The organism is Kingella sp. (in: b-proteobacteria), from assembly GCF_030527935.1.
Classification (GTDB): Bacteria; Pseudomonadota; Gammaproteobacteria; order Burkholderiales; family Neisseriaceae; genus Kingella_B.
Window position 1 is genome coordinate 1 of the sequence record NZ_JAUMZV010000003.1, and the last position, 14,079, is coordinate 14,079.

Annotated in this window: 12 protein-coding genes and 1 tRNA gene; 7 read left to right on the top strand and 6 right to left on the bottom strand. The window is 51.2% G+C overall.

Annotated elements, in window-relative coordinates; translation table 11 throughout:
- Positions 1–228 precede the first annotated feature (228 nt).
- The gene (locus Q4A85_RS01415; RefSeq protein ID WP_303107279.1) at positions 229–729 is read left to right on the top strand and encodes a cytochrome b; all 501 of its coding nucleotides are present in this window, start codon (positions 229–231) and stop codon (positions 727–729) included.
- 339 nt (positions 730–1,068) lie between these two features.
- Here Q4A85_RS01415 and Q4A85_RS01420 read toward each other — a convergent pair.
- A tRNA-Arg gene (locus tag Q4A85_RS01420) sits at positions 1,069–1,141 on the bottom strand.
- 163 nt (positions 1,142–1,304) lie between these two features.
- Between Q4A85_RS01420 and Q4A85_RS01425 the strand changes: the two genes are divergently transcribed.
- The 3 genes from Q4A85_RS01425 to Q4A85_RS01435 all read left to right on the top strand — a co-directional run bounded on the left by Q4A85_RS01425 (position 1,305) and on the right by Q4A85_RS01435 (position 2,592).
- Positions 1,305–1,871, top strand: coding sequence for a cytochrome c5 family protein (locus tag Q4A85_RS01425; RefSeq protein ID WP_303107280.1), 567 nt, complete (start codon positions 1,305–1,307; stop codon positions 1,869–1,871).
- 276 nt (positions 1,872–2,147) lie between these two features.
- Positions 2,148–2,486 carry an ISC system 2Fe-2S type ferredoxin gene (gene fdx / locus Q4A85_RS01430; RefSeq protein ID WP_303107281.1) on the top strand — a complete coding sequence of 113 codons (339 nt, stop codon included), beginning with the start codon at positions 2,148–2,150 and terminating at the stop codon, positions 2,484–2,486.
- Positions 2,470–2,592, top strand: a complete 123-nt coding sequence (locus Q4A85_RS01435; protein ID WP_303107283.1) for a hypothetical protein — start codon at positions 2,470–2,472, stop codon at positions 2,590–2,592. Before fdx ends, Q4A85_RS01435 begins: the two co-directional genes overlap by 17 nt.
- 185 nt (positions 2,593–2,777) lie before the next feature.
- Here Q4A85_RS01435 and Q4A85_RS01440 read toward each other — a convergent pair whose 3' ends face one another.
- The 4 genes from Q4A85_RS01440 to Q4A85_RS01455 all read right to left on the bottom strand — a co-directional run bounded on the left by Q4A85_RS01440 (position 2,778) and on the right by Q4A85_RS01455 (position 7,615).
- Positions 2,778–3,272, bottom strand: coding sequence for a copper chaperone PCu(A)C (locus tag Q4A85_RS01440; protein ID WP_303107285.1), 495 nt, complete (start codon positions 3,270–3,272; stop codon positions 2,778–2,780).
- Between the two features lie 162 nt (positions 3,273–3,434).
- Positions 3,435–4,676 (bottom strand): multifunctional CCA addition/repair protein, encoded by a 1,242-nt coding sequence (locus tag Q4A85_RS01445; protein ID WP_303107286.1) that lies wholly within the window; start codon positions 4,674–4,676, stop codon positions 3,435–3,437.
- A 509-nt stretch (positions 4,677–5,185) separates the two neighbouring features.
- Positions 5,186–6,577, bottom strand: a complete 1,392-nt coding sequence (locus Q4A85_RS01450; RefSeq protein ID WP_303107287.1) for an amino acid permease — start codon at positions 6,575–6,577, stop codon at positions 5,186–5,188.
- Positions 6,578–6,991: 414 nt separating this feature from the next.
- Positions 6,992–7,615, bottom strand: coding sequence for a TetR family transcriptional regulator (locus tag Q4A85_RS01455; RefSeq protein WP_303107288.1), 624 nt, complete (start codon positions 7,613–7,615; stop codon positions 6,992–6,994).
- 179 nt (positions 7,616–7,794) lie between these two features.
- Here Q4A85_RS01455 and Q4A85_RS01460 point away from each other — a divergent pair, with 179 nt between their 5' ends.
- The 3 genes from Q4A85_RS01460 (at position 7,795) to Q4A85_RS01470 (ending at position 13,815) form a co-directional block, all read left to right on the top strand.
- A complete protein-coding gene (locus Q4A85_RS01460; protein ID WP_303107290.1) occupies positions 7,795–9,078 on the top strand; it encodes an efflux RND transporter periplasmic adaptor subunit in 1,284 nt (427 codons plus the stop codon).
- A gap of 10 nt (positions 9,079–9,088) precedes the next feature.
- On the top strand, positions 9,089–12,280 hold the full coding sequence (locus Q4A85_RS01465) for an efflux RND transporter permease subunit (RefSeq protein ID WP_303107292.1): 3,192 nt from the start codon (positions 9,089–9,091) through the stop codon (positions 12,278–12,280).
- 65 nt (positions 12,281–12,345) lie between these two features.
- Positions 12,346–13,815, top strand: coding sequence for an efflux transporter outer membrane subunit (locus Q4A85_RS01470; protein WP_303107393.1), 1,470 nt, complete (start codon positions 12,346–12,348; stop codon positions 13,813–13,815).
- On the opposite strand, the gene Q4A85_RS01475 is transcribed toward Q4A85_RS01470, so the two are convergent.
- A complete protein-coding gene (locus tag Q4A85_RS01475; RefSeq protein ID WP_303107294.1) occupies positions 13,763–14,008 on the bottom strand; it encodes a hypothetical protein in 246 nt (81 codons plus the stop codon). The two genes, Q4A85_RS01470 and Q4A85_RS01475, sit on opposite strands and share 53 nt — an antisense overlap.
- Positions 14,009–14,079 lie beyond the last annotated feature (71 nt).

Here is a 14,079-nt window from a genome sequence, read left to right on the forward strand (position 1 = left end):
ATTTTAAAACAACTAGTAAAGCACGATTTGTCCTAGTTATCTAGGACAGCCCCTAGTTTTTACAACAAGAAACAGCACAGCCATCCAATTCCGCTATAATCCGCCGCTTTTTTAACAATAATATAGTGGATTCAATTTGAACGAGTACAGCAGATAGTACAAGTAGTACAGTAAGACGAGCCAACGCAGTAATCGTTCAAATTCAATTCACTATAAACAAGGAACACTATGGACAACCCACAATACTACGGCGCAATCAGCCGCTTTTTCCACTGGACAATGGCCGCCGCCTTTGCCTTTATGCTGTTCACCGCCATCATGTTTATGCAAGACGATTACAGCTGGATAGGCGCGCAAAAAACCACAGGCTTCGTGCTCACCATCTTGGTGCTGCTGCGCGCGATTTGGGCAGCGGTGAACGCCAAAAACCGCCCGCACGGCGATTTAATCGTCAAACTGGGGCACGCCGCCATTTACGCGCTGATGATTGCCGTGCCCGTGGTGGCATTGATTCGCCAAGCAGGCTCAACACGCGGCGATTTGGTTGTATTCGGCATGACCATCATGCAAAAAGCCCCCGTGGAAGTGAAATGGATGGCAGGCTTGGGCAACGCGCTACACGGCACGCTCGGCTTTGCGCTGTTTGCGCTGGCGGCAGGGCATATCGTGATGGCGATTGTGCACCAAGCCAAAGGGGAAAAAATCATCAACCGCATGATTGGCAAATAATCGGCAGCCTGAAAACGGTTGCGCCCTAAAAACACGTTTTGCTGCGCAGGCAAAGCGTGTTTTTCGTTTTCAGGCTGCCTATGGATGCCACGCCGAGCCACCTATTTGTTCACAAAATTTCACATCCCACAAAATTTCTCTTGCACAAATTAACCCATTTCGCTACAATGCGCAGCAGATTTAAGCCCTATCCCCCCAACCACCGGGGCTTAAATTTAGAAACGCCGCAAGCCCGCCCATCCCTGCTTGCGGCGTTTCGCTGTTTACGCAATTTGCACACCTGTAAACACCAATCGCAGGCGCAAAAAAATCGCCAGCAAAACCAGCGATTTTTATAAGCGCACCCGACTGGGATCGAACCAGCGACCTTCGGCTTCGGAAACCGACACTCTTCCAACTGAGCTACGGGTACAAGAAAGTGCGCAAGGATACCCGAAAATCCGCATTTACGCAAAAAAATCTCTGCTATTTTGACTTGGAAACCCAGCCGCAAATTCAGTATAATCACGCAAAATCATGTTAAGCTCAATTAACATACACTTTGAACACAAACCCCCAATGGTGAGAAATATCCCATGAATCCAAAACAAAAAACCCAAGGCTCAGCCTTGTTTACATTAGTTTGCGGCGTAATCATCGTGGCTGCGGTGGTTGCCTTGTTGATGAAGCTGGCCAGCAGCGGTTACTACGCCGATGTTGCCGCCACCACCAAAGAAGCCACCGAAACGCGCATTATGCCAACAGGGCAGTTGGTTGTGGGCGCGCCCAAAGATATTGCGCCCCCACCTGCGGCAACGCCTGCTGCATCTGGCGATGCTTCTGCGCCTGCGGCGGCTTCGGATGCAGCCAGCGCACCTGCGGCATCGGGTGGCGCGGGCGATGACCAAATGGCATCGCGCGGCGCGGAAATTTTTGATAAAACTTGCAAAGCCTGCCACGGCGCAACTTCGCCCATCCCCGGTGCGCCCAAAGTAACCAAAAACGATGAATGGGCACCGCGCATCAAACAAGGCGAAGACACTTTGGTGCAACACGCCATCAATGGCTTTAATGCCATGCCGCCCAAAGGGGGCAACACCGCATTGAGCGATGACGACATCAAAGCAACGGTGCATTATATGGTGAAACAATCGGGCGGCTAATCGCGCATTGCCGCACACGCAAAACCGCATGGGCATACGTTTCATGCGGTTTTTCGTTTTCAGGCTGCCTAAGAACCCATATTCACAAGCATCATCGCCATTTTTATCCCTTTGGGCACGGCTACGGCGTTGAACTGCGCCAATAGTCTCGCTATTGACTTGAAACTCGCCTTGTATCCGCACCAAAATGAATAAAAACTTGGCTATGCTGCTTATGAACATGGGTTCTAATTCCGCTATAATGCGCGGTTCACACACAACAAGGAAATAACAACCATGCCCAAAATAACTGTTCTCCCCCATGCGGAGCTTTGCCCCGAGGGAAAAATCATTGAAGCCGCGCCATCAGGCGAAACCATTTGCGATGTATTGCTGGATAACGGCATTGAAATTGACCACGCTTGCGAGAAATCTTGCGCCTGCACCACTTGCCATGTGATTGTGCGGCAGGGGTTTGACAGCTTGCCCGAGCCAAGCGAGATTGAAGAAGATTTGCTTGACCAAGCATGGGGCTTGGAAGCGGAATCGCGGTTAAGCTGCCAAGCGCAGGTGTGCGATGAAGATTTGGTGGTGGAAATCCCAAAATACACGATTAACCATGCGCGTGAGCATTGAGCGCAGCACAAAGAAAAGGCAGCCTGAAACGGCTGCTTTTGTGTTTTCAGGCTGCCTAAAATGTTTCAATCAAAGCATCTTAGGCAGCCTGAAAATTGAGATTTAGCGGTTTAGCGCGGTTTAGAACCTGTATTCACTATTTCCATAGACATCTTATTATGCCCTAAAAACGCGGCTACTGCGTTAAAAATGCTCGCAAGGTGTCCAACCTTGCTGCGCTTTTTGCCTTGTATCCACGCTTTTATGTCATCAAATCTGCCTATGGAAATAGTGAATACAGGTTCTTACAACTTAGTGCGCGTGTTTGGCTTCGCCTGCGCCGTGGTTGTGTTCATGGTCGTGCATGGCTGCGCCTGCTTGCATGGGTTTCACGGTTACGGTGATTTTTTGCGGTTTGGCGTTTTTGAATTTGAGATTTAGGTCAAATTTGTCGCCTTCTTGCAACGGTTTTTTCAAGCCGAAGAACATGATGTGGTAGCTGCCGCGTTTGAGCTCTTGGGTTTGACCTGCGGGCAAAGGGATGCCGCCTTTTACTTCGCGCATACGCATCACGCCGTTGTCGTTCACATGGGTGTGCAGCTCAATTTTGTCGGCAAAGTCTTTGCTGGCGGTGGCAGAAACCAGTTTGTCGTCTTTTTTCTCGGTGTTGGTTAGGCTAACAAATGCGCCACCTTGGGTCATACCTTGCACGGTGGGGAATGCGTAGGCTTCGCCTGCTTCAATGCCGTGGGCGAATGCGCTGGAACACACTAATGCTGTGGCAAGGGTTAATACGGTTTTTTTCATGGTTTTGAATCCTTTTAAAAACGATTTTCAGGCTGCCGATAATGTGAATAAGGCAGGCGTTTGGCGGAGTTGCCAAAGCGGGGCAATTATAGCCTTATTACAGCATAACAAGCAAATACCATCTTTTTTTAAATTCAGATAGTTACTTTGGATTACACGTTTTCAGGCTGCCCTACTCTTTTGTTGGTATGCGCGCTGCACATTTCGCACAGCATCGGCGCGCGCTTCGTCAATTTTGATGGGGATTTGCTCGGGCTGATGGGCGTATTGCTGGGCGATTGCGCCTGCGTTCACCGTTTGCGCGGCGGCAAGCAGGGCTAGGCAATGGGCGCGTTGCGGATAATCGGCTTCGCTTTTGCCCAGCCTGACTTGTTGGTCGCATTGGCACACGTTTAAGGCAGCCTGAAAACGCTCGCTGCGGCGAAATGCGTCCATTTTTTTCAGCAATTTGATGATTTTGCCTGCGCTTTTGATGTTGCCGATGTTGTGGATTTGGATGTGATATTCGCACACCAATTCCGCCAGTTCGCCGCATGGCTTGGGCACGCGCCAGCGTTGGTTGATTTGGCGGATGGGCGCAACGCCGCGCATATCGTGTCCGATGTGTTTGGGCAGGATGTCGGGCGGGGTTAGGGCTTTGCCGACATCGTGCAACAACGCGGCGTAGCGTTCGGGCAGGGTAAGCCCCAGCGCGTCGGCGCGTTGCAACACCAGCAGGGTGTGTTCGCCTGTGTCAATTTCGGGGTGGTAATCGGCGCGTTGCGGCACGCCAAATAAGGCGTTCACTTCGGGCAACAAGATGGCGAGCGCGCCGCATTCGCGCAGGATTTCAATCATGCGGCGCGGGTTGGCTTCCATTAAGCCTTTGGCTAATTCTTGCCACACGCGCTCGGCAACCAGCGCGTCCACTTCGCCCGCCGCCACCATATCGCGCATAAGCTGCATGGTTTCGGGCGCAACGGCAAAACCGTATCGCGCGGCAAAGCGGGCGGTGCGCAAGATGCGAACGGGGTCTTCGGCAAAGGCGGGGGAAACGTGGCGCAGGATTTTGTCGCGCAAATCGCGTTGCCCGCCAAAGGGGTCTATTAGGCAGCCTGAAACGTCTTGCGCCATGGCGTTGATGGTTAAATCGCGACGCAGCAGGTCTTGTTCCAGCGTGATGGTTTTGTCGGCATAAAAGGCGAAGCCTGCGTAGCCCTTGGCGGTTTTGCGCTCGGTGCGGGCAAGGGCGTATTCTTCGCGCGTGTTGGGGTGCAAAAACACGGGGAAATCCTTGCCCACGGGCTGATAGCCTTGCCGCAGCAATTCATCGGCATCCGCGCCCACCACCACCCAATCGCGGTCTTTCACGGGCAAGCCGAGCAGTTGGTCGCGGACTGCGCCGCCAACAAGATAGATTTGCATGATTGCCTTTCACAATGGTTTTCAGGCTGCTTATGATAAGGCAGCCTGAAAAGGGGTTACGCAGTATAGTCGTTCCAATTAAACCTTAATACTGCGTTGGCTCGCCCACCACGGGCGAAATGGTTTATTGCCAAATCAGAGATTTGGACAAAGCCAGTTTTGCTATACTACTTGTACTATCTGCGGCTCGCCGCCTTGTTTAAGGCTGTGTGAAACGACTATATTTGTGAGCACGCGCGCTGTTTTCAGGCTGCCTTTTATCGTGCTATTAAAGGCAGCCTGAAACGATTACTGTTAAAACAATTTTCAGGCTGCCTTCTGTGCATCCAAAGGCAGCCTGAAAATCCTTAGAACCTGTATTCACTATTTTCATAGGCATCTTTTATGCCCTAAAAACGCGGCTACTGCGTTAAAAATGCTCTCAAGGTGTCCACCTTGCTGTGCTTTTTGCTTTATATCCGCGCTTTTATGTCATAAAATCTACCTATGCAAATAGTGAATACAGGTTCTTATTTCACCATCTTGCGATATTTCACCAAATAAATCACCGACAAGAAACCAAACCAAAGCGGCGTAAACAGCATCCCTTGCAGCGTATCGGCATCGCGGGTAAACAAATACATGGAAAACAGCAAGAAAGCCAAACACGTCCAAGCCATCGGCACGCCCCCTGGCATTTTGTACATCGATTGCGCGTGCAAATCGGGGCGCGTTTTGCGATATTTCACATACGCCAGCAAAATCATGCTCCACACAAAAATAAAGCCAATGTTGGAAACGGTGCTCACAACAGTAAACACCTTCATGATGTCATCGCTGTCTTTAAAATAAGTCAAAATCAATCCGACAAACAAAAACATACATGAAAACAGCAAAGCAGGCACAGGCACGCCGCTGATGTTCAGCTTGCCAAAAACAGTCGGCGCAGAATCGTTGCGCGCCAAGCCAAACAGCATCCGCCCAGTGGAAAACATCCCGCTGTTGGCAGAAGAAAGCGCGGACGACAGTACCACCAAGTTAATCAAGCTCGCGGCGATGGGAATGCCAATCAGCGTAAACATATTCACAAATGGGCTCACTTTCGGGTTCACTTCATCCCAAGGCGTAACCGTCATAATCACCATCAACGCCAGCAAATAGAACACGATAATGCGCACGGGAATGCGGTTAATGGCAATGGGCAAATTGCGATACGGGTCTTCCGCTTCCGCCGCCGCCGTGCCCACCAATTCAATCCCCAAAAACGCGAAAAACGCAATTTGGAACGCGGAAAAAAAGCCATTGATGCCATTGGGGAAAAAGCCGCCTTCGCGCGCCCATAAATGCGTAACCGAAGCCTTGATGCCTGTGTTGGGGTTCACAAATCCTGTGCTTACCAAATAAATACCCACCAACACCAGCGATAAAATCGCCACGATTTTGATCAGTGCGAACCAAAACTCCATTTCGCCAAACAGCTTAACCGTGAGCATATTCAGGCTGGTAATCAAGATAATACAGCCCAATCCAGGCAGCCACAGCGGCACATCGGGCCACCAAAATTGAATATAGCCCGTGATGGCGACGATGTCTGCCATACCAATCACCACCCAGCTAAACCAATACGTCCAGCCCACAAAAAAACCCGCGCCTGCGCCCAAAATATCGTGGGTGAAATCGGTGAACGATTTGTAATGCAAGTTAGACAGCAGCAATTCGCCCATCGCCCGCATCACAAAAAACAGAAAAAAACCAATCAGAATATAAGTCAGCAGCACCGATGGCCCGGCCAAGTGAATGGTTTTGCCCGAGCCCATAAACAAGCCCGTGCCAATTGCGCCGCCGATGGCGATAAGTTGCAAATGGCGGTTTTTCAAATTGCGCTGTAAATTATCGTTTTGCGTCTTGTGTTGTGGTTGCATGATAACGTGTTCCCTCTTAATGCGATGCAAACTTCGTTGTTGGCTTTTCAGCCTGCCTTAACTTAGTTTTACAACGTGTTGAACAAAAGCATGGCGGCTACACCATGCTACAAATGGTACAACTGGCTGAAATATAACCGATGCCCGCACAAATAAGCAAGCGTTTGGCGTAAAAAATTAACACAGCTTAACAAAAGGCAGCCTAAAAACCCCTGTATCAGAACCTGTATTCACTATTTTCATAGGTAGATTTTATGACATAAAAGCGTGGATACAAGGCAAAAAGCGCAGCAAGGTTGGACACCTTGCGAGCATTTTTAACGCAGCAGCCGCGTTTTTAGGGCATAAAAGATGCCTATGAAAATAGTGAATACAGGTTCTCAGATTTTCAGGCTGCCTATTTATCCCGCGCTGTTATGACAAAATGCCCTGCTGCAACGCCTGCATATTCGCCACAATCACGCGCTGGGATTTCCCAATCAAATCAAACCGTTCAGGCTCATCCAGCCAAATTTTAATCAAGCCCACCAAGCTGCTTTCCAGATAAATCGCCGCCAGCTCAATATCCGTGTTTTCAGGCAGCCTACCCTGCTCGCGGCTCAATTGCAGCGCGTAAGCAATTTGCTTTTGAAACAAGCGATGATAGCGATGCGCCAGCTCGGTAATCGTTTCGTTACGGGCGGTTTGCTCGCATTTTAAAAACATCACATTGCAAAATTTATGATTGGCAGGGCAAGTAGCCAGCGTTTCAAACATGGCGTTCAAATTGCGCTGCAAATGCGACCACACATCTTGGTTATCGCGCAAGGTTTCATCGTTAAACGCCGCCAAAAAATCGGCATATTGTTGCTCAAACATACTTTCAAACAAATCTTCCTTGTTTTTGAAATGCCAATACAACGCGCCGCGTGTAACACCCGCTTGCTGGGCAATCGCCTGCAATGAAGCGCGGGTTACACCCTCGCGCCAAAAAACTTCCAATGCCGCATTCAGCAAATGTTGGCGTGTTTTATTCGCTTCAATTTTGGTTTTTCGCATTTTTATTGCCCTATCGCTTGTTTTTAAAAAAGTTTAATCAACATTCATCAATGTATGTATAATACCGCATTTCACTCAACCTTAAAAGGCAGCCTGAAATCATCGTGTTTTTAGCATCTTGGTTTTTCAGGCTGTCTAAAAATGTTTCCATCATCTCAATCAAAATAGGAAAACGAAGCATGACAATCAAACCTTGGCGTATCGCCGTGTTAGCAGCGGCCACCTCGTTGGCATTGGCTGCTTGTGGCGGCAAAGACGGCGCAGCCGCGCAGCAGCAAGGCGCAGGGCAACAAATGCCTGCCCCCACCGTGAGCGTGGTAACCGTGCAGCCTGAAAATGTATTACTGGAAAACGATTTACCTGGTCGCTTGGAAGCCGTGCGCTCTGCGCCGATTATTCCGCAAGTTTCAGGCATCGTGAAACGCCGCTTGTTCCAAGAAGGCGACGTGGTTCGCGCGGGGCAGCCTTTGTATCAACTGGATGATGCCAGCCATGTTGCCAACCTAGAAAGCGCGCGCGCCAGCCTTGCCAGCGCACAAGCCGCGCTCGCCAAAGCCAACGCCGATGTATCGCGCTATCAGCCTTTGGTGTCTGCCGATGCCATCAGCAAACAAGAATGGGATGCCGCCCTTGCCGCGCAACGTTCTGCACAAGCGCAAGTGAAATCCGCCAACGCCGCGATTAAAGCCGCGCAAGTAAACGTGAACCATGCACACATCACCGCGCCGATTTCAGGCGTAATCGGGCAATCGCTGGTAACCGAAGGCGCGTTGGTAACCGCCAACAGCACGCAAATGGCGTTGATTACCGAAAACGATTATTTGTATGTGAACATCAAGCAATCCGCCAGCGATATGCTGAAACTGCGCAAACAGCTTGCTGCGGGCGACCGCGTAGCAAACGAAAGCGTGGAAGTGGGCATCATGCTGGAAGATGGCAGCGAATACCCTCACAAAGCGCGCTTGCTGTTTGCCGATTCCACGGTGGACGAAAGCACAGGGCAAATCACCATCCGCGCCATCGTGCCCAACCCTGAACACGTTTTGATGAACGGTTTATACGTTCGCGTGAAACTGCCCTTGGCAGGCGTAACTAACGCCTTTGTTGTGCCGCAACAAGCGGTTACGCGCGGGCAAGCCGACACCGTGCTGGTGGTAAACGCGCAAGGCGGCATGGAGCCGCGCGTGGTGAAAATCACGGGGCAAAAAGGCACCAACTGGGTAATTAGCGAAGGCTTGAAAGCAGGCGATAAAGTCATCGTGGACGGCACCATGATTGCAGGCATGACAGGCGCAAAACAGGTTCAAACCAAAGAATGGCAGCCTGAAAACGCTGCTGCCGCGCAAACCGCGCCCAACGCTGCATCTAGCGCAGCTTCTGCTCCTGCTGCAATGCCCGCTTCTGCGCCAGTCGAAACAGCCGCTTCCGCTCCCGAAATTCAGGCTTCCTCTGCTGCCAAATAAGGAATAAAACATGGCTAAGTTTTTTATTGATAGACCGATTTTCGCGTGGGTGATTGCGATTTTCATCATGATTGCGGGGGTCATCGGCATTCGCAATCTGCCGATTTCGCAATACCCCAGCGTGGCATCGCCCACGATTACATTAACCGCTACTTATCCGGGCGCATCAGCGCAAGTGATGGAAGACAGCGTGCTGGCGGTGATTGAACGTAATATGTATGGCGTGGACGGCTTGGATTACATGACCACTTCCGCCGATTCGTCTGGCTCGGGCAGCGTGTCGCTCACGTTCACGCCCGAAACCAACGAAGATTTGGCGCAAATGAACGTGCAAAACAAGCTATCGGAAGTAACCGCGCTCTTGCCCGCTACCGTGCAACAAAACGGGATTATCGTTTCCAAAGCGCGTTCCAACTTCCTGATGGTGGTGTTCCTGCAATCGGATACCAAATCATCAGAAGAATTGCTGGACTACGCGCAACGCAACGTTGTGCCCGAGCTGCAACGCATTGACGGCGTGGGCAATGTGCGCTTGTTTGGTGCGCAACGCGCCATGCGCGTGTGGGTGGACCCTGCCAAGCTCAAAAGCTACAACATCTCGTTTGCCGATGTAACCGCCGCCATTTCTGCGCAAAACGCGCAATTATCGGTAGGCGCATTGGGCGATTTGCCCAGCAGCCAAGGGCAACAAATCACCGCCACCATCAGCGCAGAAGGGCAAATGAAAACCGCCGAAGAATTTGGCAACATTTTGCTGCGCAGCGACACCAATGGCGCAAACGTTTATTTGAAAGACGTGGCAGAAATTGGCTTAGGCAGCCAATCTTATGGTTCATCATCGTATTTGAACGGCAAAAAAGCCGCAGGTATGGCGGTATCGCTGTCTAATTCGGGCAATGCCTTGGCAGCCGCCACCGTGATTAAAGCCAAAATGAACGAATTGCAAGAGTTTTTCCCGCAAGGCGTGAAATGGTCTGCCCCGTATGACACTTCTACATTCGTATCCCTGTCCATTGAAAAAGTGGTGGACACGCTGGTGGAAGCGATTGTGTTGGTGTTTATCGTGATGTTTATCTTCCTGCAAAACTTCCGCTACACCTTAATTCCCACCATTGTTGTGCCGATTTCGCTGCTGGGCGCATTTGCCATGATTTCGTATATGGGTATGTCCATTAACGTGATGACGATGTTTGCCATGGTGCTGGTGATTGGTATTGTGGTGGACGATGCCATTGTGGTGGTAGAAAACGTGGAACGGATTATGGCGGAAGAAGGATTAAGCCCAAAACAAGCCACCAAAAAAGCGATGACGCAAATTTCAGGCGCGGTGGTCGGCATTACCGCCGTGTTGGTTTCGGTGTTTGTGCCGCTGTCGCTGTTGAGCGGCGCAGCAGGTAATATTTACCGCCAATTCTCGCTGACTATGGTGTTTGCGATTGGCTTCTCCGCTTTCTTGGCATTAACACTCACGCCCGCGCTGTGCGCCACCATGCTTAAACCGATTCCCAAAGGGCATAATCACACCAAAAAAGGCTTCTTCGGCTGGTTTAACCGCGTGTTTAATGCTGGCACGCGCACTTATTCAGGCTGGATTGGCAAAACCTTGCGCAAAGCTGGCGTGATGTTTGTGATTTACTTGGCATTGGGCGCGGGCGCATTCGTGTTGATTACGCGCTTGCCCAGCTCGTTTATCCCCAGCGAAGACCAAGGCTTTATTATGACCACCGTGCAGTTGCCCACAGGCGCAACCGCCGAGCGCACCGAGAAAACCTTGGCAACGCTCAACCAAGTGGCGCATTCTATGCCCGAAGTCCAAGATGTGATTACCGTGTCTGGATTTAGCTTCACAGGCAGCGGTCAAAACATGGGTATGGGCTTTATCATGCTCAAAGACTGGAAAGAGCGCGCAGGCTCAGGCAGCACCGCCGATGCGGTGGCTGGCAAAATCACAGGCGCGATGATGAGCGGCGCAATTCAAGACGGCTTTGCGCTAGCGTTGAACCCGCCGCCAATTATGGAATTGGGTAACGATTCGGGTTTCAGCTTCTATTTGCAAGCGCGTGGCACATACAACCACGAAGAATTGGTTGCCCGCCGCGATGAGTTAATCCAAAAAATGCGCCAAAACCCTGCCATGTTTGACCCATCAAACGTACGCGCCAGCGGTTTGGACGATGCGCCGCAATTAAAAATTGAGATTGACCGCATGAAAGCGGCTTCTAATGGCGTGAGCTTTGCCAGCATTCGCAGCGTATTGGGCACCGCCTTATCGTCCACTTATGTCAACGACTTCCCCAACAATGGGCGTTTGCAGCGCGTGATTGTGCAAGCATCAGCCAAATCGCGGATGCAGCCTGAAGACATCTTGGCGTTAACCGTGCCTGCGGGCAATGGCACGCTGATTCCGCTGTCGTCTTTTGCCACCGCCAAATGGGAAAAAGGCGTGGAGCAAAGCGAACGCTTCAACGGCTATCCTGCCATGCAGATTACAGGTGCGCCTGCTGCGGGCAAATCCACAGGCGAAGCAATGGCAAAAGTGCAAAAAATGGTGAACGACTTACAAGGCAATTACAGCTTGGAATGGGCAGGTCAATCCCGCGAAGAAGCCAAAGGCACATCGCAACAAAACATGATTTACGCGCTGGCAGCGGTTGCCGTGTTCTTGGCATTGGCTGCGCTGTATGAAAGCTGGTCTATTCCGTTTTCGGTGCTGTTGGTTGTGCCGCTGGGGATTTTGGGCGTAGGCTTGGGCGCAATCATTCGCAGTTACAGCAATGACGTGTATTTCACGGTGGGCATGATTACGGTAATGGGTTTGAGCGCGAAAAACGCCATTCTGATTATTGAGTTTGCCCAAGACTTGCACAACGCGGGCAAATCCATTGCCGAATCGGCATTACGCGCCGCTAAATTGCGTTTCCGCCCCATTTTGATGACTTCGTTTGCGTTTATCTTGGGCGTGGTGCCGATGTATATCGCCACGGGGGCATCATCTGCCAGCCAACGCGCGATTGGCACGGCAGTATTCTGGGGTATGCTGGTGGGCACGTTCCTATCGGTGTTCCTTGTGCCGATGTTCTATATCATCGTGAACCTTGTTGTCCGCTTCTTTACAGGCGGCAAGCAACCGCCCGTTCAAGGCGAGTTGGATTTGTTTGACGATGAAGAAGACATTGATGCCCAAGCATTCAGCAAGCATTAAATCGGTTTTCAGGCTGCCTAAAATAGGTATAGCATAGGCAGCCTGAAAACCATTCTGTAAGGAAAATTATGAAAACTGTGTTTAAACATCCATTGACTGCGGTTGCCGTAAGCGTTGCCCTATCCGCTTGCAACCTTGCGCCCAAATACGAAAAACCCAATGTTGCGCTGCCATCCGACACCTTTAAATACGATAGCCAACGCAACAGCGACCAAGCTATTCAGGCTGCATCATTGGGCTGGCAAGACTATTTTGCCGACCCGCGCTTGCACGCCTTGATTGAAATCGCGTTGAAAAACAACACCGATTTGCGCACCGCTAATTTGAACGTGGAGCAAGTCCGCGCTCAATACGCGATTACCCGCTCATCGCAATTCCCCAGCTTGGGCAGCAACGCAGGCGCAAGCCGCAGCCGTGGCGATGTGGAAAGCTACAACGCAGGCTTGGGCATTTCTGCGTTTGAATTGGATTTGTGGGGGCGCGTGCGCAACAGCAGCCAAGCCGCGCTGCAACAATATTTCAGCACCGCCGCCAGCCGCGATGCCACGCATCTAAGCCTGATTGCCAGCGTTGCCAAAGCCTATTTCAACGAACAATACGCCACCGCCGCGATGGCGTTATCCGAGAAAACCTTGGCGAGCTACCAAAAAACCTACGATTTGGCGAAAGTGCGCCACAAAGCAGGCGTGATTTCCGCGCTGGATTTGCGCTCGCAAGAAGCGATGATTGAAAACGCCAAAGCCAACTACGCCGCCGCCGTGCGCAGCCGCGAACAAGCGCGCAACGCTTTGGAATTGCTGATTAGCCAAAAAATCCCCGAAGACTTGCCTGCACCGTTGGCATTGAACCAACAGTTTAAAATCCGCAACTTGCCCGCAGGCTTGCCATCCGATTTGCTGCTCAATCGCCCCGACATCATTGCGGCAGAACACACGCTCAAAGCCGCCAACGCCAACATCGGCGTGGCACGCGCCGCGTTCTTCCCCACCATCAGCCTAACCAGCACTTTGGGCTTTGGCAGCAATCAGCTGAGCAATTTGTTTAACTCATCCAATAAAACATGGTCTTACGGCGGCAATCTGTCGTTGCCTATTTTTGACTGGGGGCAACGCCGCAACCAGTTGAAAGTGAGCAAAATTGAGCAAGAAAAAGCCGTGGTTGCCTACGAAGCCGCTGTGGAAAGCGCGTTCCGCGATGTGGCTGATGCGCTGATTGCCCGCGCCGCGATGAACACGCAATATGATTCCAACTTGGCGCAACAAAAAGCCTACAACGAGCGTTTGCGCTTAACCAACCTGCGCTACAAACACGGCGTTGCCAGCGCGTTGGATTTGCTGGACGCGCAACGCAGCAGCTATTCGGCGGATACATCCGTGTTGTCCACCCAGTTGAGCTTGCTGGAAAACTTGGCGGATTTGTATAAAGCCTTGGGCGGCGGTTTGAAACGTTATTCAACCGATGATGCCACCACCCAGCAAGAAATCAACGCGGTGAAAACCGCCACACAAGCGAGCGCACCCGCCGCAGCCCAATAATCTTGCCCAGCAAAAGGCAGCCTGAAAACGGGTTTGATGTTTTCAGGCTGCCTATTTTGTGTGGCGGCATGGCTGGTGCGTTGTCTTGTTGCGTTGCGGGTTGAATAGCTGAAACCGATGTTTGGCGTTGCTTATATTCATTACTACGGCAGCCTGAAAAACGATTGAGCGCAGCCATCCATTCGTTAAACAAACATCAGCCCGCTCCATAAGTAAGGCAGCCTGAAACACAGCCCAACACAACCCATCTTCCATCCATAGGCA

Coding starts and splice junctions, on each gene's coding strand:
- fdx (WP_303107281.1), top strand. CDS start 2,148: ATGCCCAAAATAACTGTTCTCCCCCATGCGGAGCTTTGCCCCGAGGGA.
- Q4A85_RS01415 (WP_303107279.1), top strand. CDS start 229: ATGGACAACCCACAATACTACGGCGCAATCAGCCGCTTTTTCCACTGG.
- Q4A85_RS01425 (WP_303107280.1), top strand. CDS start 1,305: ATGAATCCAAAACAAAAAACCCAAGGCTCAGCCTTGTTTACATTAGTT.
- Q4A85_RS01455 (WP_303107288.1), bottom strand. CDS start 7,615: ATGCGAAAAACCAAAATTGAAGCGAATAAAACACGCCAACATTTGCTG.
- Q4A85_RS01440 (WP_303107285.1), bottom strand. CDS start 3,272: ATGAAAAAAACCGTATTAACCCTTGCCACAGCATTAGTGTGTTCCAGC.
- Q4A85_RS01460 (WP_303107290.1), top strand. CDS start 7,795: ATGACAATCAAACCTTGGCGTATCGCCGTGTTAGCAGCGGCCACCTCG.
- Q4A85_RS01450 (WP_303107287.1), bottom strand. CDS start 6,577: ATGCAACCACAACACAAGACGCAAAACGATAATTTACAGCGCAATTTG.
- Q4A85_RS01435 (WP_303107283.1), top strand. CDS start 2,470: ATGCGCGTGAGCATTGAGCGCAGCACAAAGAAAAGGCAGCCTGAAACG.
- Q4A85_RS01445 (WP_303107286.1), bottom strand. CDS start 4,676: ATGCAAATCTATCTTGTTGGCGGCGCAGTCCGCGACCAACTGCTCGGC.
- Q4A85_RS01465 (WP_303107292.1), top strand. CDS start 9,089: ATGGCTAAGTTTTTTATTGATAGACCGATTTTCGCGTGGGTGATTGCG.